Annotated in this window: 16 protein-coding genes; 1 reads left to right on the forward strand and 15 read right to left on the reverse strand. The window is 68.1% G+C overall.

The features are described 5' to 3' along the window. Window positions 1-115: 115 nt before the first annotated feature. Both ACQP1K_RS24645 and ACQP1K_RS24650 read right to left on the reverse strand, forming a co-directional pair. Window positions 116-793, reverse strand: a complete 678-nt coding sequence (locus tag ACQP1K_RS24645) for a hypothetical protein (RefSeq protein ID WP_433498067.1) — start codon at window positions 791-793, stop codon at window positions 116-118. Between the two features lie 130 nt (window positions 794-923). Continuing rightward, window positions 924-1424 carry a MarR family winged helix-turn-helix transcriptional regulator gene (locus ACQP1K_RS24650; RefSeq protein ID WP_433498068.1) on the reverse strand — a complete coding sequence of 167 codons (501 nt, stop codon included), beginning with the start codon at window positions 1422-1424 and terminating at the stop codon, window positions 924-926. A gap of 106 nt (window positions 1425-1530) precedes the next feature. On the opposite strand from ACQP1K_RS24650, the gene ACQP1K_RS24655 reads away from it, so the two are divergent. Further along, window positions 1531-2496, forward strand: a complete 966-nt coding sequence (locus ACQP1K_RS24655; protein ID WP_433498069.1) for an EamA family transporter — start codon at window positions 1531-1533, stop codon at window positions 2494-2496. On the opposite strand, the gene ACQP1K_RS24660 is transcribed toward ACQP1K_RS24655, so the two are convergent. The 13 genes from ACQP1K_RS24660 to ACQP1K_RS24720 form a co-directional block, all read right to left on the reverse strand. Continuing rightward, window positions 2465-2947 (reverse strand): hypothetical protein, encoded by a 483-nt coding sequence (locus tag ACQP1K_RS24660; RefSeq protein WP_433498070.1) that lies wholly within the window; start codon window positions 2945-2947, stop codon window positions 2465-2467. The two genes, ACQP1K_RS24655 and ACQP1K_RS24660, sit on opposite strands and share 32 nt — an antisense overlap. 416 nt (window positions 2948-3363) lie before the next feature. Beyond that, a complete protein-coding gene (locus ACQP1K_RS24665; protein ID WP_433498071.1) occupies window positions 3364-4794 on the reverse strand; it encodes an IS1380 family transposase in 1431 nt (476 codons plus the stop codon). 73 nt (window positions 4795-4867) lie between these two features. Then, on the reverse strand, window positions 4868-6328 hold the full coding sequence (locus tag ACQP1K_RS24670; RefSeq protein WP_433498072.1) for an ATP-binding protein: 1461 nt from the start codon (window positions 6326-6328) through the stop codon (window positions 4868-4870). A gap of 48 nt (window positions 6329-6376) precedes the next feature. Then, window positions 6377-7864: a serine/threonine protein kinase gene (locus ACQP1K_RS24675; protein ID WP_433498073.1), complete on the reverse strand. Its 1488-nt coding sequence runs from the start codon at window positions 7862-7864 to the stop codon at window positions 6377-6379. Between the two features lie 80 nt (window positions 7865-7944). Next, window positions 7945-8367, reverse strand: coding sequence for an aspartate 1-decarboxylase (gene panD / locus ACQP1K_RS24680; protein ID WP_433498074.1), 423 nt, complete (start codon window positions 8365-8367; stop codon window positions 7945-7947). Between the two features lie 48 nt (window positions 8368-8415). Beyond that, window positions 8416-9381: a sulfotransferase gene (locus ACQP1K_RS24685; protein WP_433498075.1), complete on the reverse strand. Its 966-nt coding sequence runs from the start codon at window positions 9379-9381 to the stop codon at window positions 8416-8418. 299 nt (window positions 9382-9680) lie between these two features. Further along, on the reverse strand, window positions 9681-10943 hold the full coding sequence (cysN, locus tag ACQP1K_RS24690; protein ID WP_433498076.1) for a sulfate adenylyltransferase subunit CysN: 1263 nt from the start codon (window positions 10941-10943) through the stop codon (window positions 9681-9683). A gap of 108 nt (window positions 10944-11051) precedes the next feature. Continuing rightward, window positions 11052-11966 (reverse strand): sulfate adenylyltransferase subunit CysD, encoded by a 915-nt coding sequence (gene cysD / locus ACQP1K_RS24695; protein WP_433498077.1) that lies wholly within the window; start codon window positions 11964-11966, stop codon window positions 11052-11054. After that, window positions 11953-12747: a 3'(2'),5'-bisphosphate nucleotidase CysQ gene (locus ACQP1K_RS24700; RefSeq protein WP_433498078.1), complete on the reverse strand. Its 795-nt coding sequence runs from the start codon at window positions 12745-12747 to the stop codon at window positions 11953-11955. Before ACQP1K_RS24700 ends, cysD begins: the two co-directional genes overlap by 14 nt. A 5-nt stretch (window positions 12748-12752) precedes the next feature. Next, window positions 12753-13505 carry a sugar transferase gene (locus ACQP1K_RS24705; protein ID WP_433498079.1) on the reverse strand — a complete coding sequence of 251 codons (753 nt, stop codon included), beginning with the start codon at window positions 13503-13505 and terminating at the stop codon, window positions 12753-12755. A gap of 72 nt (window positions 13506-13577) precedes the next feature. Then, on the reverse strand, window positions 13578-14201 hold the full coding sequence (gene pth, locus ACQP1K_RS24710; protein WP_433498080.1) for an aminoacyl-tRNA hydrolase: 624 nt from the start codon (window positions 14199-14201) through the stop codon (window positions 13578-13580). Between the two features lie 266 nt (window positions 14202-14467). Then, window positions 14468-15058: a 50S ribosomal protein L25/general stress protein Ctc gene (locus ACQP1K_RS24715; RefSeq protein ID WP_433498081.1), complete on the reverse strand. Its 591-nt coding sequence runs from the start codon at window positions 15056-15058 to the stop codon at window positions 14468-14470. A 444-nt stretch (window positions 15059-15502) separates the two neighbouring features. Further along, window positions 15503-16480: a ribose-phosphate diphosphokinase gene (locus ACQP1K_RS24720; protein ID WP_433498082.1), complete on the reverse strand. Its 978-nt coding sequence runs from the start codon at window positions 16478-16480 to the stop codon at window positions 15503-15505. Window positions 16481-16539: the final 59 nt, after the last annotated feature.

A 16539-nucleotide genomic window follows, 5' to 3' on the forward strand; every position in this document is an offset into this window, starting at 1 on the left:
CACAGCCACCGGCCCCGAGGTACGCGGACTCTCGGAGCCGGTCCACGGTCTCGACCACCCGCCGTCACCCAAGCCCGGCAGGTGGGCAGATGCGATCAGGCCTGCGTGCGGGCCCTCATCTCGCCGGGTTGCGACGGGCAGAGCTCCGCCGTACGAGCACGACGATGGTCACCACCAGGGCGATCAGGAAGCCGATGGCGGGCAGCGCCACGAGCGCGATCACACCGCCGACGAGCTTGTCCGTGTCGGCGGCGAGCTCCCTGCCGACACCGAACGTGACGCCCGCGCCCTCACAGGTCACCTCATACGTGCCCGCCTCCGGTACGCCGACCTTGAACAGCAGCTCCCACTTCGTGCCGTCCACGGTGACGACCTGGGAGCCGGCCGGCTGAGTGAGCTTGATCCGCGGATCCTGACCATTCCCGACCTGGCACTGCACGTCGGTCGGCTGATCGGCCGCCGCGTAGATCGCGGGCTTGTCCTTGGCGTCGAGTTCGACGCTCACCGTCTTGCCGCTGTCGAAGGTGGTGGTCGGTGCCGAATCGTTGATCGTGGAGACCAGGTTGCCCGCGAAGCCGACGATGCCGACGACCAGCAGGACGAGGAAGAGCGCCCAGGAAAGAAAGATCCACAGCAGCCGGGGACGGACCGGGCCGACCGGCCGCGCCGGTCCGGGCGGCTGGTAGCCGGGGGGAGGTAGGTATGCACCGGGTCCGTACGGCCCGGCCGGCTGCTGCGCGTGCGGCAACCGGGCGGTCGGGTCGGCCGGGTCCGGGATGGGATTCTCGTTCATAGCGCAAATTGTCACATTCTGCCGTTTATACGGTGATTGCAGTTCGATTGCGCTTCACGTTGAGCCTGCCGGAATGCCGCCGGTGAGCGACGGGCCGGATCCCGTCACGGCCGAGGCGAGCATGACCGCCTCACTCCGGCGGGCTGTCGCCCAGCGACTCCAGTAGGGTGCGCAACGTGCCCGCCAGCTGATCACGCTGTTCCGGGGCCAGCGCCGCCAGCAGGCGAACCTCGTTCGCCACGTGCAGATCGACCAGTTCCTCTATCTTCGCCAGCCCCGGCCCGGTCAGCCGAACGCGTACGGACCGCCGGTCCTCCGCGTCCGGGATCCGCTCGACCAGCCCCTTGGCCGCCATCCGGTCGATCCGGTTGGTGATTGCCCCGGAGGTCACCATCGCCGCCCGGTTCAGCGCGCCGGCCGTCAGTTCGTACGGCGGACCGGAGCGGCGCAACGTGGCCAGCACGTCGAACTCCCAGCGCTCCAGCCCATGGTCGGCGAAGAAGTCCTTCAGCTCACGGTCGAGGAGCCGTGACAGCCGGGAGATCCGCCCGATGACGCCCATCGGCCACGCGTCGAGATCGGGCCGCTCCCGCCGCCACTGGGCCAGCACCACGTCCACCGCGTCGCCCATCGGACTCCTCTCACTGGAGAGATTATGAACGTTCATCTATTTGACGTAGAGACGAGGGTCGTGCTGTTATCTCAATGTTGAGATTATCAATAAGGAGCGATCAAGGTTGGGCGTCTTCGCCGGTAGGCACAGCACCCTGGTCCTGCCGTACGCGGGAACTCTCGTCCTCACGACGTTCACCCCGCTCGTGTGGGGTTCGACCTACGCCGTCACCACGGAGTTCCTGCCACCCGACCGTCCGCTGTTCACCGCGTTGACGAGGGCGCTGCCGGCCGGTCTGCTACTGCTCGCCATCACCCGGATGCCGCCGCGCGGGGTGTGGATCCTGCGGGCGGCCGTGCTCGGCGTGCTGAACATCGGTGCGTTCTTCCCGATGCTGTTCCTGGCGGCGTACCGGCTGCCCGGCGGCGTCGCGGCCGTGCTGGGCGCGGTGGGTCCGCTGTTCGCGCTCGGCTTCGCCGCCGCGCTGCTCGCCGAGCGGGCGACGGCGCGCAAGCTGCTGGCCGGGCTCGCCGGAGTGTTCGGCGTCGGCCTGGTCGTCCTGCGCGCCGACGCACGGCTCGACACCGTCGGGGTGCTCGCCGGACTGGCCGGGGCCGCGCTCATGTCGGCGGGTACGGTGCTCACCAAGCGGTGGGGCCGCCCCGAGGGCGTCAGCGCGCTCACCCTCACCGGCTGGCAGCTCACCGCCGGCGGGCTGCTGCTCGCCCCCGTAGCCCTGCTCATCGAGGGTCCGCCGCCCGCCCTCACCGGCGAGAACCTCCTCGGTTACGCCTATCTCGGCATCGTCGGCACCGCCGTGGCGTACTGGCTCTGGTTCCGCGGCCTCTCCCGTCTACCCGCCACCTCGATCGCCTTTCTCACCCTGATCAGCCCGCTGTCCGCGGCGGTGATCGGCTGGGCCGCCCTCGGCCAGACCCTTACCCCGCTCCAACTGCTGGGCATGACCATCGCCCTCGGTGGCACGCTGCTCGGCCAGACGCAGTCCCGTCCCACCACCGTCGATCGGACCGGGACGCGGTCTGCGGAAGACATCAGTTTCAGTAGACGTTCACATAGCCCACGCAGTTGAGATCCTGCTGGAGCCGCCGGTTCCACTTGAATCCGATCTTCACATACGGCTTGTGGCGCTTATGAACATATTTCTTGCCTATATAGTCCGCCAGATTCCAATAAGCATAATGATAGTTCACGCTGCGGAAGAAATATGTCGTTTTTCCGTTGTCTCCGCGCCAAGCCATGTAGATGCTCTCTTTCGTACCGGTCCCCTCGTCATGACCATTGACCTTGACCCAGAGAACCCGCGTCTGCCCGTTGCTGTAGCGCCGGAATTTGATCCACCAGGCCGCCGGCTGTTTGCGGAGCGTGTTGTGGCAGTTGAGCGGACCACGGGTGTAGTCCTTGTACGAGACACGCGCGGCGGCCTCCGATTTGGTCATGGCCTGCGCCGGTCCGGACGGGAGAATAAGAGCCCCGAGGACGCCGCCCACAAAAGTTAACCGGATTCCCCTTCGCATGGTCATCGCCTTCTCCCTGTCGCCTCGGCAGCGTTTGTCGATTGAGAGCCGATCCACCCGAGGCTAACCCGCACAGGAGTGATCTCCCAGAGTGTCGAGAGAAGATGGGCCGAGGGGATAGGTCCAACTCACGGTCTCGCCATACCATCCGGCCGAGAGCACCTTCGGCGGTCCGGCCCAGGTTTTCCCTCTTGACCGGGGCACCGGCAGCCCGTCATTCGGGACGATAACCTCGATGACTCAGCGACTGGTCGGGCGCTGTGAAGCTCTCCGCTCGCCGGAGATTTCTATCTGATCGTCCTGTTCATTCATCTGCGCGGCGTGGGGGCCGCCCGAGGCGCTCGGGTGGGCGGCGGCTTCCATGGGTCCGCGGGGTGGTGCGCTTCGCTCCTTCCCGTCTCGGCGGGACGTGTCCTCTCTGGTCACGTCAGTGCGGGCAGGGCGCACAGCCGCTGCCAGCAGATCAGGAACGCCTCCTTCCACGGCCAGGTAGTACTGATCTTCAGGATGCGGCGGCGGGCGTGGGAGACGAGCCGGGCGGGCAGGTGCCACAGGCAGTACCGCATCGTCTGCGGCTCGGCCTTGGCCAGTTCGGCGTCGTCGTACAGGCCGAGCAGCCGAGTCCAGGCATCCAGGTCGGCGGCGATGTTGGCCGCCAGCACCCAGCCGACGTTCACGTTCCAGGTCTTGGACGGCAGATTCCGCAAGCCCATGGCCTTGCCGGTCCGCACCCGGTCCTCCACTCCGGCGTGGGCGCGGTGGAGCACATCGATGAACTGCGCCTGATGGCTGCCGGGCACACCCCGCATCCCTCGCGGGCCGAAGTTGGTGGCGATGATGGAGTACTTCCACCCGGTCTGCTTCTCCAACGCCGTCAGGTTGGCCGCGTGCCGGCGGGAGGGCTTGACCCGGCGGACCAGCAGGCGCACCTTCCACCCCGCGGCGCGGGCGTTGACGCCGGTCAGTTCGGCGACGCCGGCCTGGGGGTGCACGGTGCCGTCCTGGCGTAGCGCCGCCTCCCAGGCGTCCTCAGGCAGGGCGGCGATCGCCGTCTCATCGACCTCGGTGATCGTCCAGCCGACGGTGAAGCGGACCGTCCGCCGCGTGGTGTTCAGCTTCTGCAGGCGTTCCAGCAGGTCATGGGTGGCGCCCGCGCCGTCGACGCGGATCAGCGGCTTGGCCCGCCACCGGGCGGGGATCTGCTCGATCGCCGCAGCCGGCACCTCCAGATGATCGGCGGCCGTGTTCGACCCGGCCGACCCCGTCCGCAGCAGCATCGCCAGCGATTCCTCGGTATTGGCACACCATGCCCCCAGCGGATGAAAACCCCAGGTCCGCTTAAAAGTGGCCGCCGCCCCTTCCTTGGCCGAGTGCGCGGTGATGAGCGTGGCGTCGATGTCGATGACCACCCACCCGCTCAGCACCTTCCCCGCCACGACCAGCCAGGGGAAACCTGTCTCGGTGGCCTCGATCAACGCCCAGACGTGTTTGCGGACCTTCGCCCGCGCCCGGGCGATCCGCCTGGCCAGCACCGCATCGGCCCCGATCGGTTCCAGCGTGCGGCGCACCGTCGAGTCCGAGGGCGGCGCGCCGAACACCTCGCCCTGATGGGCCAGCACGCTGATCTGCCGCATGCTGGTTGCCCCGAGCACGATCGCCACCGCGAGCTGGACCAGCACCACGCCCCGGTCCCACAGCGGACCGGCTCCCAGCCGGGCGAAGACCGCCCCGAGTTCGGCGGTCAGGCCGCTCTGATCAGCGCACTTGCGCGCTAAGACGGCGCCGGCATGGCCGACGAGTCCCTTGGCGTCCCCGGCGACAGACAGCCGGTGGTCCCATCGCGTACGATTCACCGGAAAGGTGCACCCGATTCTGTGACGGATTTGATCTAGGCAATCGCATCCTCGCAGATCAGGTGCACCTTCTTCATTTCAACGATCTTGATCCGCCTTCAACGCTGAATAGCGGAGGATAAAGGCGTTCCGGATCAACCAGGAGGATGTGGCGGTCGTCGGCTGCGGAAGCCCGTAGCTCTTCGGTGAAACCGGACCCGCCATAACAGGCCAATAGCGTCTCCCGGGTGTCATACCCCTTCAGCGCGAGAAGATCACGTGCTCGCCTCAGACGCTCCACGTGGTGATGACCCATCGTCTCGCCCCACTTGACCTCACCCAACGAGAGAATCCGGCGTGGCCTCCCATGATCTTCTGCGTCGAGAGCCGCCACGTCGATCTCGATCTGGCAGCGGCCTGCCGGATCGTTCACCACCCCTGAGCCGACCTCTGCGGGAAAGTTGCCGTATAGCGCTTCCCCGGACTCCACGGCGAAGTTCCGGCACAGCGCCTCGAAATGCGGCCCCACCACCTGGGCAAGGAATGTCTGCCGCAGCGAGGTCCAAGCTTTCTCCGCCCGGTGAATCTCAAGCTCCGCCCAGCGCCGCCGCATTACGGCCTGATAGAAGGTGATCAGAGGCTCCACGATGCGGTACCGGACACGGCCCGCCCGGAAAAGGTCGGGCTCCCGAGCGATCAGAGCACTGTCTTCCAGAACGTTGAGCGGATGAGTGATCTGGTCGGACTTACGACCGATGTAATTGGCGATGCCGCCATTGGTGATGTTGCCACTCGCGATGGCGGCGAGCACCGAGTGATAGAGCGCCGGGTCACGGATATCTGTTTCCTCGGCCAGGAGATAACGCGCCTCTCGGAAGAGCGGCTTCTGCGGATTCAGGACTGTCCTGATCACCCAAGGATCAAAGTCGGCGATCCCCTCCGGAGCGTCACCCTGGGTGAACTCATAGCGGTATGCCGGGGTTCCACCGACGATGGCATGGACGAGGATGGCCAGCCGAGGGTCGTTGATCCCCCAGAACTGCGCGGCATCCCGATAGCGGAACGGCTGGACCACCAGTTCGAGACCGGCACGGCCCCGCAGCGGGGCGTTCCCCGACAGGAGCCCTCCCATCACGGACATGGCCGACCCGCAAAGCACCAAGCGTGCGTCGCTCTCCCCTCCGCTACCGCCGGGACCGAGCTCCCGCTGAATGATCGACGGCAGAGTCGGCGACACCTTGGACAGGAAGGGAAACCCATCGATGACCACGGGAACCGGTCGCCCCCGGAAGGCCCGGAAGAGGTAGGCGATGGCGTCGTTCCAATCCCGGAAGGGGATGCTCACGACCTCCCGGGTGTATCGGGTGAGGGCCTCGGTGAAAAGCCGGAGGGACTCCGCCTCCGTTGCCTCGGTCGCCGCGAAGTACAGCCCGCCGGTCGCCTCCGTCAATGCCTGCAGCAGGAAGCTCTTCCCCTGACGGCGTCGCCCGCTGACGACTCCGAGGCTGGCGCCTCCCGGTCCCTGCCGCGCACCCGTAGCAAAAGCGACGGCCAATAACAGAACTATAGTTCCCTGAACTACAGTTCCACACATCTCCGGCCATCAACGATAGGCGTAGCAGTAGTTGGACTTGCCCTTGAACCGGTGGAAGGCGTGCGGGTCGTTGAAGCGCCAGCGGCAGCCGGCGTCACGTTGGCTCTGCGTCAGGTACATGGTGGCCTTGTCCTTATTCTTGACACAGTAGGCGCCCGCCTGGGGCGTCTCCCGATACTCCACCCACTCCCAGCCGATCGACTTGCAGTAGTCGGTGAAGTGTCCCGGACCGAGCTCGACCAGCTGCGACGGCGTCGGTGACGGCCGAGGGGGCGCTGTCGGCGCCGGGGGTCGCGACGAGGTCGTCGGCTTCGGCGCCGCCGTCTGCTTCGCGACGGGGCGACCCGTGGCTCTGGCGCGGGGGCTCGGCGTGGTCACAGGCGTGCCGGTCTCCATTTCCGTGGGCGCCGCGGGCTCCGTGACGGCCGCGCTCACCGCCGGCGTCCGCACCGGGACCTCCGCACCGGCCGGCCGAGACGGCGTCACGCCGCCTCCGGGCAGCAGGGCGACGGCCAGGGCGACACCCGTGACGGCGACGGCCCCCGTGGCGGATATGACGGCGACCCTCCTCCCCCGGTTCCGCGACTGGAGGGCCACGCTTCCCGGCTCGGTCGTCGGGCCCACAGGCGGGTCGGGAGGCGGGGCTGAAGACGGTGCTGAAGCCGGGGAAGACGGGGCTGGAGACGAACCGGCGGTGCCCACCAGGCGGTCGAGGATCTCCCGGGCCGACGGCCGACGCAGGGGATCCTTGGCCAGGCAGTCGCCGAGCAGGTCACGAAGCGGCTGCTCGATGCCGTCCAGCCGTGGCTCCTCGTTCAGGATCCGAGTGATGACGGCGGGGATCTCGTCGTTGCCGAACGGCGGGCGGCCCGATGCCGCGAAGGCCATGGTGGACGCCCAGGCGAACACGTCCAGGGCGAGTCCCAGCGACCCCGCGGTGAGCTGCTCGGGTGCCATGTACGCGGGAGTGCCGACGACCTGGCTGGTCGTCATGCTGTTGCCGACGAGAGCCCGCGCGATGCCGAAGTCGATGACCCTGGGACCATCCGGACCGAGCAGCACGTTATGCGGCTTGAAGTCCCGGTGAACGATCCCGGCGTCGTGCAGCGCGATAAGGGCCGTGGCGGTGGCGACGGCGAGCCGTTCGAGGGCGCTGCCCGAGCGCGGCCCCTCCGTGTCGACCACCTGCTTCAGCGAGGGCCCGGGAACGTACTCGCTGACGATGTACGGCCGGTCGCCCGCGATGCCGAAGTCCAGCACCTGGGCGGTGCAGAAGCGGGCGACCCTCTTGGCCACCTCCAGCTCGCGGGTGAAGTCGTCGTGGGCGGCCGTTTCCGGGTCGAACCGCGCGTGGAACCACTTCACCGCCACCGGTCTCCCGGCCTGCGCCTCGCCCAGGTAGACGGCGCCCTGACCGCCCTCCCCGATCCGTCCCGTGATCCGGTAGGGGCCGAGCCGGGTCGGGTCGCCGGGCTCTGGGGGGCGTGGGGCGGGCATCCGTGCTCCGATGGTCGGGGACGCGGTCGGCTACGACTCTAATCAGTCCAAGGTCATCTCACGCCCGCCCGGCGCCGCGGTCAACCGGCGGGACCGGCCGTATCTCCGCGGATTAGGCCGGTGCCGTCGGGCACGTCCGCGGCGTCGGCGCCGACCTGGACGATCTCGTTGTCCCGGTCGACGAAGACGACGCGCGGCTTGAGGGAGCCCAGCTCCTCCTCGGCCACGAGCGCGTACGCGATGATGATCACCAGGTCGCCCACGCTGATGAGCCGGGCGGCCGCGCCGTTGATCCCGATCATCCCGGAACCCGCCGGGCCCTCGATGACGTACGTCGACAGGCGGTTGCCGTTGTCGATGTCGACGATGTCGACCTTCTCGCCCTCCACGAGGTCGGCGGCGGCCATCAGGTCCGCGCTGATAGTGACCGATCCGACGTAGTGCAGATCGGCCTGGGTGACGGTGGCACGGTGGATCTTCGATTTCATCAGCGTGCGGAACATGACCCCTCGCAGGCTTCCGGACAGTGCGCCGTCGATGATATGCGGCCGTCACACCCGCGATGTGACCGCCCGTCGTCGTACCGTCCAGGCGCCGCCGAGGCGGTAGCCGTACCACAGGAGCAGCGGCCAGGTCAGCGCGGTGACCAGCCACCGCTGGGTGGCCGGAAGCCGCACCGGGCGGTCGCCGATCCCGATCCGGTCGACGGCGAGCCGCGCCGGGCCGCCGGAGACGGTGTGCGCGACGCCCAGCCGCGCCTGCCGGTCGCCGAGGAAGCCCAAGTTCCCCGTCGCGTGCGGCAGGCCGAGCCGCGTGGTCAGCGCGGTCAGCGTCTCCGCCGGACGGGCCAGCAGGTCCTCGTAGCGTACGCGGACGACCTCCACGCCCTTGCCGCGCAGAACCTCGAAGGCGAGGTTCTGCACGAACCAGTGGACGGCCGTCCTGAGCGGCGTCCACCGGGTCATCGGCCGGCCGTCCTCCGCCTGGCGGATCCTCCCGCGCCGCACCTTTCCGGATCTGGAGGCGGCCACCGCGCGCGGGTCACGCACCAGGTGAACGATCCGCAGATCCATGATCGCGGACAGGCAGTACGCCAGGGATGCCTGCCTGCTCGAGTCCACCACGGTATGGGCATGGGCGATCTCTGCGGCCGCGGCATAGATCCGGGCGTACGAGCGGACGTACTCGACCAGCTCCGCCTCCCGCGACACGAGACCGAGGGCGTACGCCGGAATGCGGCGGGTGCGGTCGACCCGGACGCTCAGCCGCGTCAACCAGCCGACCTGGCTCTCCCGCCACTGGCCGAAGCCCCGGGCGCCCACCTTCCGCCAGAACGGGCAATGCTCGAACGCCTGTCCGCAGCCGCACGGCTCGCCCGCCGGTACGCCGCGCCGCCACAGGTGAGCGACCTCACCGAGCGGTGCGACTCCGGGCAGCTCACCGAGCAGACGCTCCAGCAGCATGCTGCCGCTACGCCCGAGCCCCCCTATGAAGATCACCGGATCGGCCTCGACCACTGGTCCTCCACGTTCTCGATACGGAACGCGATGAACCTAACGCCGGGTCTCCCGGCCGGAACGACCATCCACTAATGATCTACAACTGCTGGAGGACACCTTGAACGATCACCCCGGCTTCGGCGCCGTGGGACGTGAGGACGGGAGCGGGCGGGTGCTCCGGCCGACGTAAGACCGTGCCCGAGAACCACCGCGCCCGAGGAGGCCGGAAGCCTCGCGCACCAGACCGCGACTATCACGGCCGGCCGGAGCGGTCGCCCGTTTCCGCCCGTCCCCCCTCTTTTCGAGTTTTTCGAGCCTCAGCGAGAATCGATGATCATCCCGGCGCCGACCGTGCCGTTGGTGGCCTCGTCGATCAGGATGAACCCGCCGCTGAGGCGGTTGCGCGCGTACTCGTCGACGAAGAGCGGCTGCGTCGTGCGCAGCGACACCCGGCCGATCTCGTTGAGGCCGAGCGAGGTCGCCGACTCGTCCCGGTGAAGGGTGTTGATGTCGAGCCGGTAGTGCAGGTCCCTGACCAGGGCCCGGGCCGTACGCGTGGTGTGCTTGATGATGAGCTTGGATCCCGGCTGCAGCTTCAGCCCGTCGGCCATCCAGCAGACCATCGCCTCGACCTCCTGGGCGGCCTTCGGCTGGTTGTTGGGCCGGCAGATCATGTCGCCGCGCGAGATGTCGATGTCGTCGGCGAGCCGGAGCGTGACCGACATCGGCGAGAACGCCTCCTCGACCGGGCCGTCGAACGTGTCGATCCTCGTGATCGTGGTCGTGAGACCCGAGGGCAGGTGCAGGACCTCGTCACCCGGCTTGAGCACGCCCCCGGCGACCTGCCCGGCGTACCCCCGGTAGTCGTGCAGCTCCTGGCTGGTGGCGTTGTGCGGCCTTATGACGTACTGCACCGGGAACCGCACGTCGACCAGGTTCCGGTCGGAGGCGATGTGCACGTTCTCCAGGTGGTGCAGCAGCGAGGAGCCGCCGTACCACGGCATGTTCTCCGAGCGGGAGACCACGTTGTCGCCGTGCAGCGCGGAGATCGGGATGAACTTGAGGTCGGCCGCGTTCAGCTTCGAGGCGAACGCGGTGAACTCCTCGCGGATCTCCGCGAACCGCTTCTCCGAGTAGTCGACCAGGTCCATCTTGTTCACCGCGAGCACCAGGTGCGGCACCCGCAGCAGCGTCGTGAGGAACGCGTGCCGCCGCGACTGCTCCAGCACGCCCTTGCGCGCGTCGATCAGGATGATCGCAAGGTCGGCCGTCGACGCGCCGGTCACCATGTTCCGGGTGTACTGGATGTGCCCCGGCGTGTCGGCGATGATGAACTTCCGCCCGGGCGTGGCGAAGTAGCGGTAGGCGACGTCGATCGTGATGCCCTGCTCCCGCTCGGCACGCAGGCCGTCGGTCAGCAGGGACAGGTCGGTGTACTCGGTGCCGCGGTCGCGCGAGGTGCGCTCGACGGCCTCCAGCTGGTCCTCGAAGATCGCTTTGGAGTCGAAGAGCAGCCGTCCGATCAGCGTGGACTTGCCGTCGTCGACGCTACCCGCGGTCGCGAACCGAAGGATGTCCATTACTCCGCTACTCCTGCTCTCCGAAGGTCGTACGGCTCTCGCCCGGAAGGTCGCCGGCGCGCGTGGACACGCCGTGAAGGCACATCAGAAACGCGTCGTGAAGGCGCATCAGAAGTAGCCTTCCTTCTTGCGGTCTTCCATGGCCGCCTCGGAGGCCCGGTCGTCGGCCCGGGTGGCGCCCCGCTCGGTGATCCGGGTGGCGGCGATCTCGTCGATGATCTGGTCGACCGTCCTCGCGGCGGACTCCACGGCTCCGGTGCAGGTCATGTCGCCAACCGTGCGATAGCGGACCGTGGCCTCGAAGACGGGCTCGTCCTCGCCCCGCTGGACGATCGCCGAATCCGCGAGCAGCATGCCGTCGCGCTCGAAGACCTTACGGGTGTGCGCGTAGTAGATCGGCGGGATTTCCACGCCCTCCCGCCGGATGTAGTGCCACACGTCCAGCTCGGTCCAGTTGGACAGCGGGAACACGCGGATCTGCTCGCCCGGGCGGACCCGGGTGTTGTACAGGTTCCACAGCTCGGGCCGCTGGTTCTTCGGGTCCCACTGGCCGAACTCGTCGCGGAAGGAGAACACCCGCTCCTTGGCCCTGGCCTTCTCCTCGTCGCGCCTGCCGCCGCCGAAGATCGCGTCGAACCGGTTCTCCTCGATCGCGTCGAGCAGCGTCGTGGTCTGCAGCCGGTTGCGGGAGGCTCGCCGCCCGGTCTGCTCGACCACCCGACCGGCGTCGATGGTCGCCTGCACCGAGGCGATGACGAGCCGCACACCCAGCTCGGCCACCCGCCGGTCCCGGAACTCGATCACTTCGGGGAAGTTGTGGCCGGTGTCCACGTGCATGAGGGGGAACGGGATGGGGGCGGGCCAGAACGCCTTCTCCGCGACCCGCAGCATCACGATCGAGTCCTTGCCGCCCGAGAAGAGCAGACACGGTCGCTCGAACTCTGCCGCGACCTCACGCATGATGTGGATCGCCTCGGCTTCGAGCACGTCGAGCTGCGACGTCGTGTAGTCACGCTGAAGCATTGGGCTTCCTTCGGGGAGACTGCAGGTCACGGATTCCGGCGAGCAAGGTTACCGCCAGATCCGGTAGGGAGACCAGGATATCGGGCAGCCATGGGTCCGCTCTGTTGTAGGTCAGCGCTGAGCCATCGACCCTGCTCGCGTGGGCTCCCGACGCCAGCGCCACCGCCACCGGGGCGGCCGAGTCCCACTCGTACTGCCCGCCCGAGTGGACGTACGCCTCGACCTCGCCGCTCAGCACCGCGGAGATCTTCCCGCCGGCGGAGCCGATCGGCATGAGCTCGGCGCCCACGAGATCGGCCAGATCCCGTACGAGCTGCGGCGGCCTGCTGCGACTGACCGCGATCCGGATCCGCCCCCCGGGCTCGGGCCGGGACAGGACGGGTGGTTCCGCGGTCGTGAGCGTACGCCCCTGGGCCGGCAGCGCGACGGCGCCTGCGGCCAGCTTCCCGTCCTCCCACAGCGCGACGTGCACGGCCCAGTCCGACCGTCCCTCCTCGCCGAACTCGCGGGTGCCGTCCAGGGGATCGACGATCCACACCCGCCGGGCGGACACCCGCCGGGGATCGGTCCGCTCCTCGTGGGTCGCCTCCTCCGACAGCACCGCGTCACCCGGCCGGAGGCGCTCCAGGGCCTCCACGAGGAAGACGTGCGCGGCGCGATCCCCGGCGTCCCGCAGAGCCTGCTGGTCCTCGAACCCGTAGCGGGCGCGAAGCTTGAGCAGTCGCTCTCCCGCCTCGGTCGCCAGGTCACCGGCGAGGGCATGGTCGTCCCGGATCGGCATGTTCACTACGCTCCCGCCCCGCGGGCCACCGTGGAGCACGTCTTCCACAGGATCCGCAGATCCAACATCACAGACCAGTTCTCGACATAACGCAGGTCCAACCGTACCGATTCCTCCAAGGACAGGTCGGTTCCGCCGTCGATCTGCCACAGTCCGGTCATCCCCGGCCGGACCATCAGGCGCACGCGCACCTCGTCACCGTACCGCTCCACCTCCTCGGGCAGCACGGGGCGCGGGCCGACCAGGGACATGTCGCCGCGCAGCACATTGATCAACTGAGGGAGCTCGTCGAGCGAGCGACGCCTGAGCCAGCCGCCGAGCGGCGTCATACGCGGATCCCGCCCGATCTTGAGGAGCGGGCCGTGCCGATCGCTGACGAGATCTCCGACGAGTTCGACCTTCCGGCCCTGCGTGCCCGGACGGGTCGTACGGAACCGCAGGAGCGTGAACTCCACGCCGTCCCTGCCGATCCGCAGCCGCCGGTCGAGCACCGGCCCGGGGCCGGTGACCCGTACGGCCACGGCGATCGCGGCCATCACCGGCGCCAGGGCGGTCAGCGCGAGGGCGGCGACCAGCCGGTCGAAACCGGTCTTGACCAGACGCCGGGCGCCCGTCGGCCCGACCGGCCGTGTGGTCGGCCGCGGCCCGCCGGGAAGCGGTGACCCCCCGGGACGCCGGGATCTGCCGGGGAACGGCGACCTTCCGGTGGTCGCAGCGGGCATCTCACCGTCCAGCACGCACGCCTCCAGGCCGCTCATAGCAATTCGACTACCAAGCGTGATTATAGAATTACCCAAGGTCGTCGGCGGCGCTGGCGGCCCGGCGTGTATTCAGCGGGGTGGCTTCGCCGGATTGAGGTCGGCGGCGTGGAATTTGTTCTGGGTGGCCTCGAGGCCCGCGGTGATGAGCGACTCCGTCATGTCGGCCGCCCGGTCGACCAGGAACGGCAGGTCCTTGCGCTCGGCCGTGGCGAAGTCGCGCAGCACGAACGTCGCCGGATCCATCCGCCCGGGGGGCCGCCCGATGCCGAACCTGATCCGCAGGTAGTCACGGGTGCCCAGCGTCTTGGTGATCGACTTCAGCCCGTTGTGGCCGTTGTCGCCGCCGCCCGCCTTCGTGCGCAGCGCGCCGTACGGAATGTCCAGCTCGTCGTGCACCACGATCACGCCGTCCGGCGTGACCTTGAAGAAGTCGGCGAGCGCCTTGACCGGGCCGCCGGACAGATTCATGAACGACAGCGGCTTCGCCAGGACCACCGGCGTGCCCGCCAGCCTGCCCTCGACGATCTCGGCCCGCGACCGGTGCGCCTTGAATCGTCCGCCGATCCGGGCCGCCAGTTCGTCGAGCACCATGAAACCGACGTTGTGCCGGTTTCCGGCGTACTCCGGCCCCGGGTTGCCCAGGCCGACGATCAGCCACCGCCGTTCGGCGGCTCCATTGCCGCGGGAAAACATCGCCGTCTCCTCAGCCAGGTCACTACGCGTCCGCATAAGAGCATCGCAGGTCGTCACCGGTCATCGCAGCGGACCGCAGCAGACATCGCGGGTCATCAGGGGCCATCACCGTCATCACGGCCATCAATGTCATCAACGTCAGGAACATCACAGGTCATCAGGGTCATCACAGGTCATCGCCGGTCGCACAGACAGAGAAGTCCTCCACGGGCGATGCCGTGGAGGACTCTCCCACTCGGCCGTCATGCCGGCGGCCGATTCGTTCGTTACTCGGCGGCCTCGGCCTCGCCCTCGGCGGCGGCCTCCTCGGGCAGGGCGGCGACCGGAGCGGCGATCACCTGCAGCACCAGCGCCTCGGGCTCGTCGACCAGCGTCGTGCCCTCCGGCAGCGTGATGTCGCCCGCGCTGACGACGAAGCCGGCGTCCTTGCCGGCGACGTCCACGTCGACACCGGTCGGGATGCGGGTCGCCTCGGCCTCGACCGCGAGCGTGACGAGCTGCTGATCGACGATCGCGCTGCCGATCGGCTCGCCCAGGACGTTGATCGGGATCTCGACGGTGACCTTCTCACCCCGCTTGACCAGGAGCAGGTCGACATGCTCGAGGTGCCCCTTGATCGGGTCGCGCTGGACGCCCTTGGGCAGCGCTATCTCGTCGACGCCCTCACCCTGGAGGTGGATCAGCACGTTCGGCGTGCGCAGCGCGAGCAGCAGCTCGTGACCCGGCAGGGTCAGGTGCCGCGGCTCGGTGCCGTGGCCGTACAGCACGGCGGGAACCTTGTGAGCGCGACGGATCTTGCGGGCGGCGCCCTTGCCGAACTCGTTACGCGGCTCGACGTGGATGGCTACATCAGGCACGGCACATCTCCTAGGGATGAGAACTCGACGGATGGATGGTGCGCTCCCCCTCACCCGCCCTAGCGGAAGGCGTTACGAGCGCAACCCCGTCACTCTACCGCCCCTCCCCGCGTGATCTTGCAAATACTCGCAGCGATGCCCCACGATCTGGGCTTCTCCCCCTGCCGATCTTGCAGAAACTCGCAGCGATGCCCCCCGACCTGGCGATATGCATTTCGTGATCTTGCAGTGGTACGGCTCATCCGTACATGCCCCCCGCGAAACGCGGCGGACAGTGCAAGATCACGAAAGGTGAATGCCCAGGTGAGCGCGGACACATCGAAGTTTCTGCAAGATCACGGCAAGTGTTCGCGCAGCTCAAAGCGCCTTTGTGCGAGAAAGTGCAAGATCACGGCGGGGTGGTGGTGGTGGTGATGGTGATGGGGGGTGCTGGGAGGGCGGGGGTCAGGAGTCGCCCTCGAAGAGGCTGGTGACGGAGCCGTCGGTGAACACCTGCTCTATGGCGCGGGCGATCAGCGGCGCGATCGACAGGACCGTGAGGCTGTCGAACCTCTTCTCCTCCGGAATCGGCAGCGTGTTGGTGACGACCACCTCGGAGATCCGCGAATTCTTCAGACGGTCGACGGCCGGGTCGGAGAACACCGCGTGCGTCGCCGCCGCGATCACATCGGTGGCGCCGTGCTCGTAGAGCGCGTCCGCCGCCTTGCAGATCGAGCCGCCGGTGTCGATCATGTCGTCGATCAGCACACAGGTCCGGCCCCGGACCTTGCCGACCACCTCGTGTACCTTCACCTGGTTGGCCACGTCGAGGTCACGCCGCTTGTGAATGAACGCCACGGGCGTGCCCAGCGTGTCGGACCAGCGCTCGGCCAGCCGCACCCGGCCGGTGTCCGGCGAGACGATCGTGGTGGTCGCCGGGTCGAGCTTGCCCTGGAGATACTTGATCAGCACGGGCATCGCGAACAGATGGTCGACCGGGCCGTCGAAGAATCCCTGGATCTGGGAGGTGTGCAGGTCGATCGACATCAGCCGGTCGGCGCCCGCCTCGTCGAACAGGTCCGCGATCAGGCGGGCCGTGATCGGCTCGCGGCCGCGGCCCTTCTTGTCCTGCCGCGCGTAGCCGTAGAACGGCATGATCACAGTGATCCGCTTGGCCGAGGCCCGTTTGAGGGCGTCCACCATGATCAACTGCTCCATGATCCACTGGTTGATCGGAGCCGTGTGGCTCTGGAGCACGAAGGCGTCGCATCCGCGTACCGACTCCAGATAGCGGACGTAGATCTCGCCGTTGGCGAAATCCAGCAACTTGGTGGGGGTGATCTCGATGTCGAGATTGGCCGCGATCTCCTCGGCCAGCTCTGGGTACGCACGGCCGGAGAAGAACATCAGGTTCCGCTCTCCCGTGGTCTTCTTGCCGCTCATGCCGCGCTCCTCACCTTTCGACCCTGCCCCATGCCCATCGACATGCCTGGTGGCATGCT

It is taken from the genome of Sphaerimonospora sp. CA-214678 (genome assembly GCF_050942215.1).
Taxonomy (GTDB): Bacteria; Actinomycetota; Actinomycetes; order Streptosporangiales; family Streptosporangiaceae; genus Sphaerimonospora.

Coding starts and splice junctions, on each gene's coding strand:
- ACQP1K_RS24645 (WP_433498067.1), bottom strand. CDS start 793: ATGAACGAGAATCCCATCCCGGACCCGGCCGACCCGACCGCCCGGTTG.
- ACQP1K_RS24650 (WP_433498068.1), bottom strand. CDS start 1,424: ATGGGCGACGCGGTGGACGTGGTGCTGGCCCAGTGGCGGCGGGAGCGG.
- ACQP1K_RS24660 (WP_433498070.1), bottom strand. CDS start 2,947: ATGACCATGCGAAGGGGAATCCGGTTAACTTTTGTGGGCGGCGTCCTC.
- ACQP1K_RS24675 (WP_433498073.1), bottom strand. CDS start 7,864: ATGCCCGCCCCACGCCCCCCAGAGCCCGGCGACCCGACCCGGCTCGGC.
- panD (WP_433498074.1), bottom strand. CDS start 8,367: ATGTTCCGCACGCTGATGAAATCGAAGATCCACCGTGCCACCGTCACC.
- cysN (WP_433498076.1), bottom strand. CDS start 10,943: ATGGACATCCTTCGGTTCGCGACCGCGGGTAGCGTCGACGACGGCAAG.
- cysD (WP_433498077.1), bottom strand. CDS start 11,966: ATGCTTCAGCGTGACTACACGACGTCGCAGCTCGACGTGCTCGAAGCC.
- ACQP1K_RS24700 (WP_433498078.1), bottom strand. CDS start 12,747: ATGCCGATCCGGGACGACCATGCCCTCGCCGGTGACCTGGCGACCGAG.
- ACQP1K_RS24705 (WP_433498079.1), bottom strand. CDS start 13,505: ATGAGCGGCCTGGAGGCGTGCGTGCTGGACGGTGAGATGCCCGCTGCG.
- pth (WP_433498080.1), bottom strand. CDS start 14,201: ATGTTTTCCCGCGGCAATGGAGCCGCCGAACGGCGGTGGCTGATCGTC.
- ACQP1K_RS24720 (WP_433498082.1), bottom strand. CDS start 16,480: ATGAGCGGCAAGAAGACCACGGGAGAGCGGAACCTGATGTTCTTCTCC.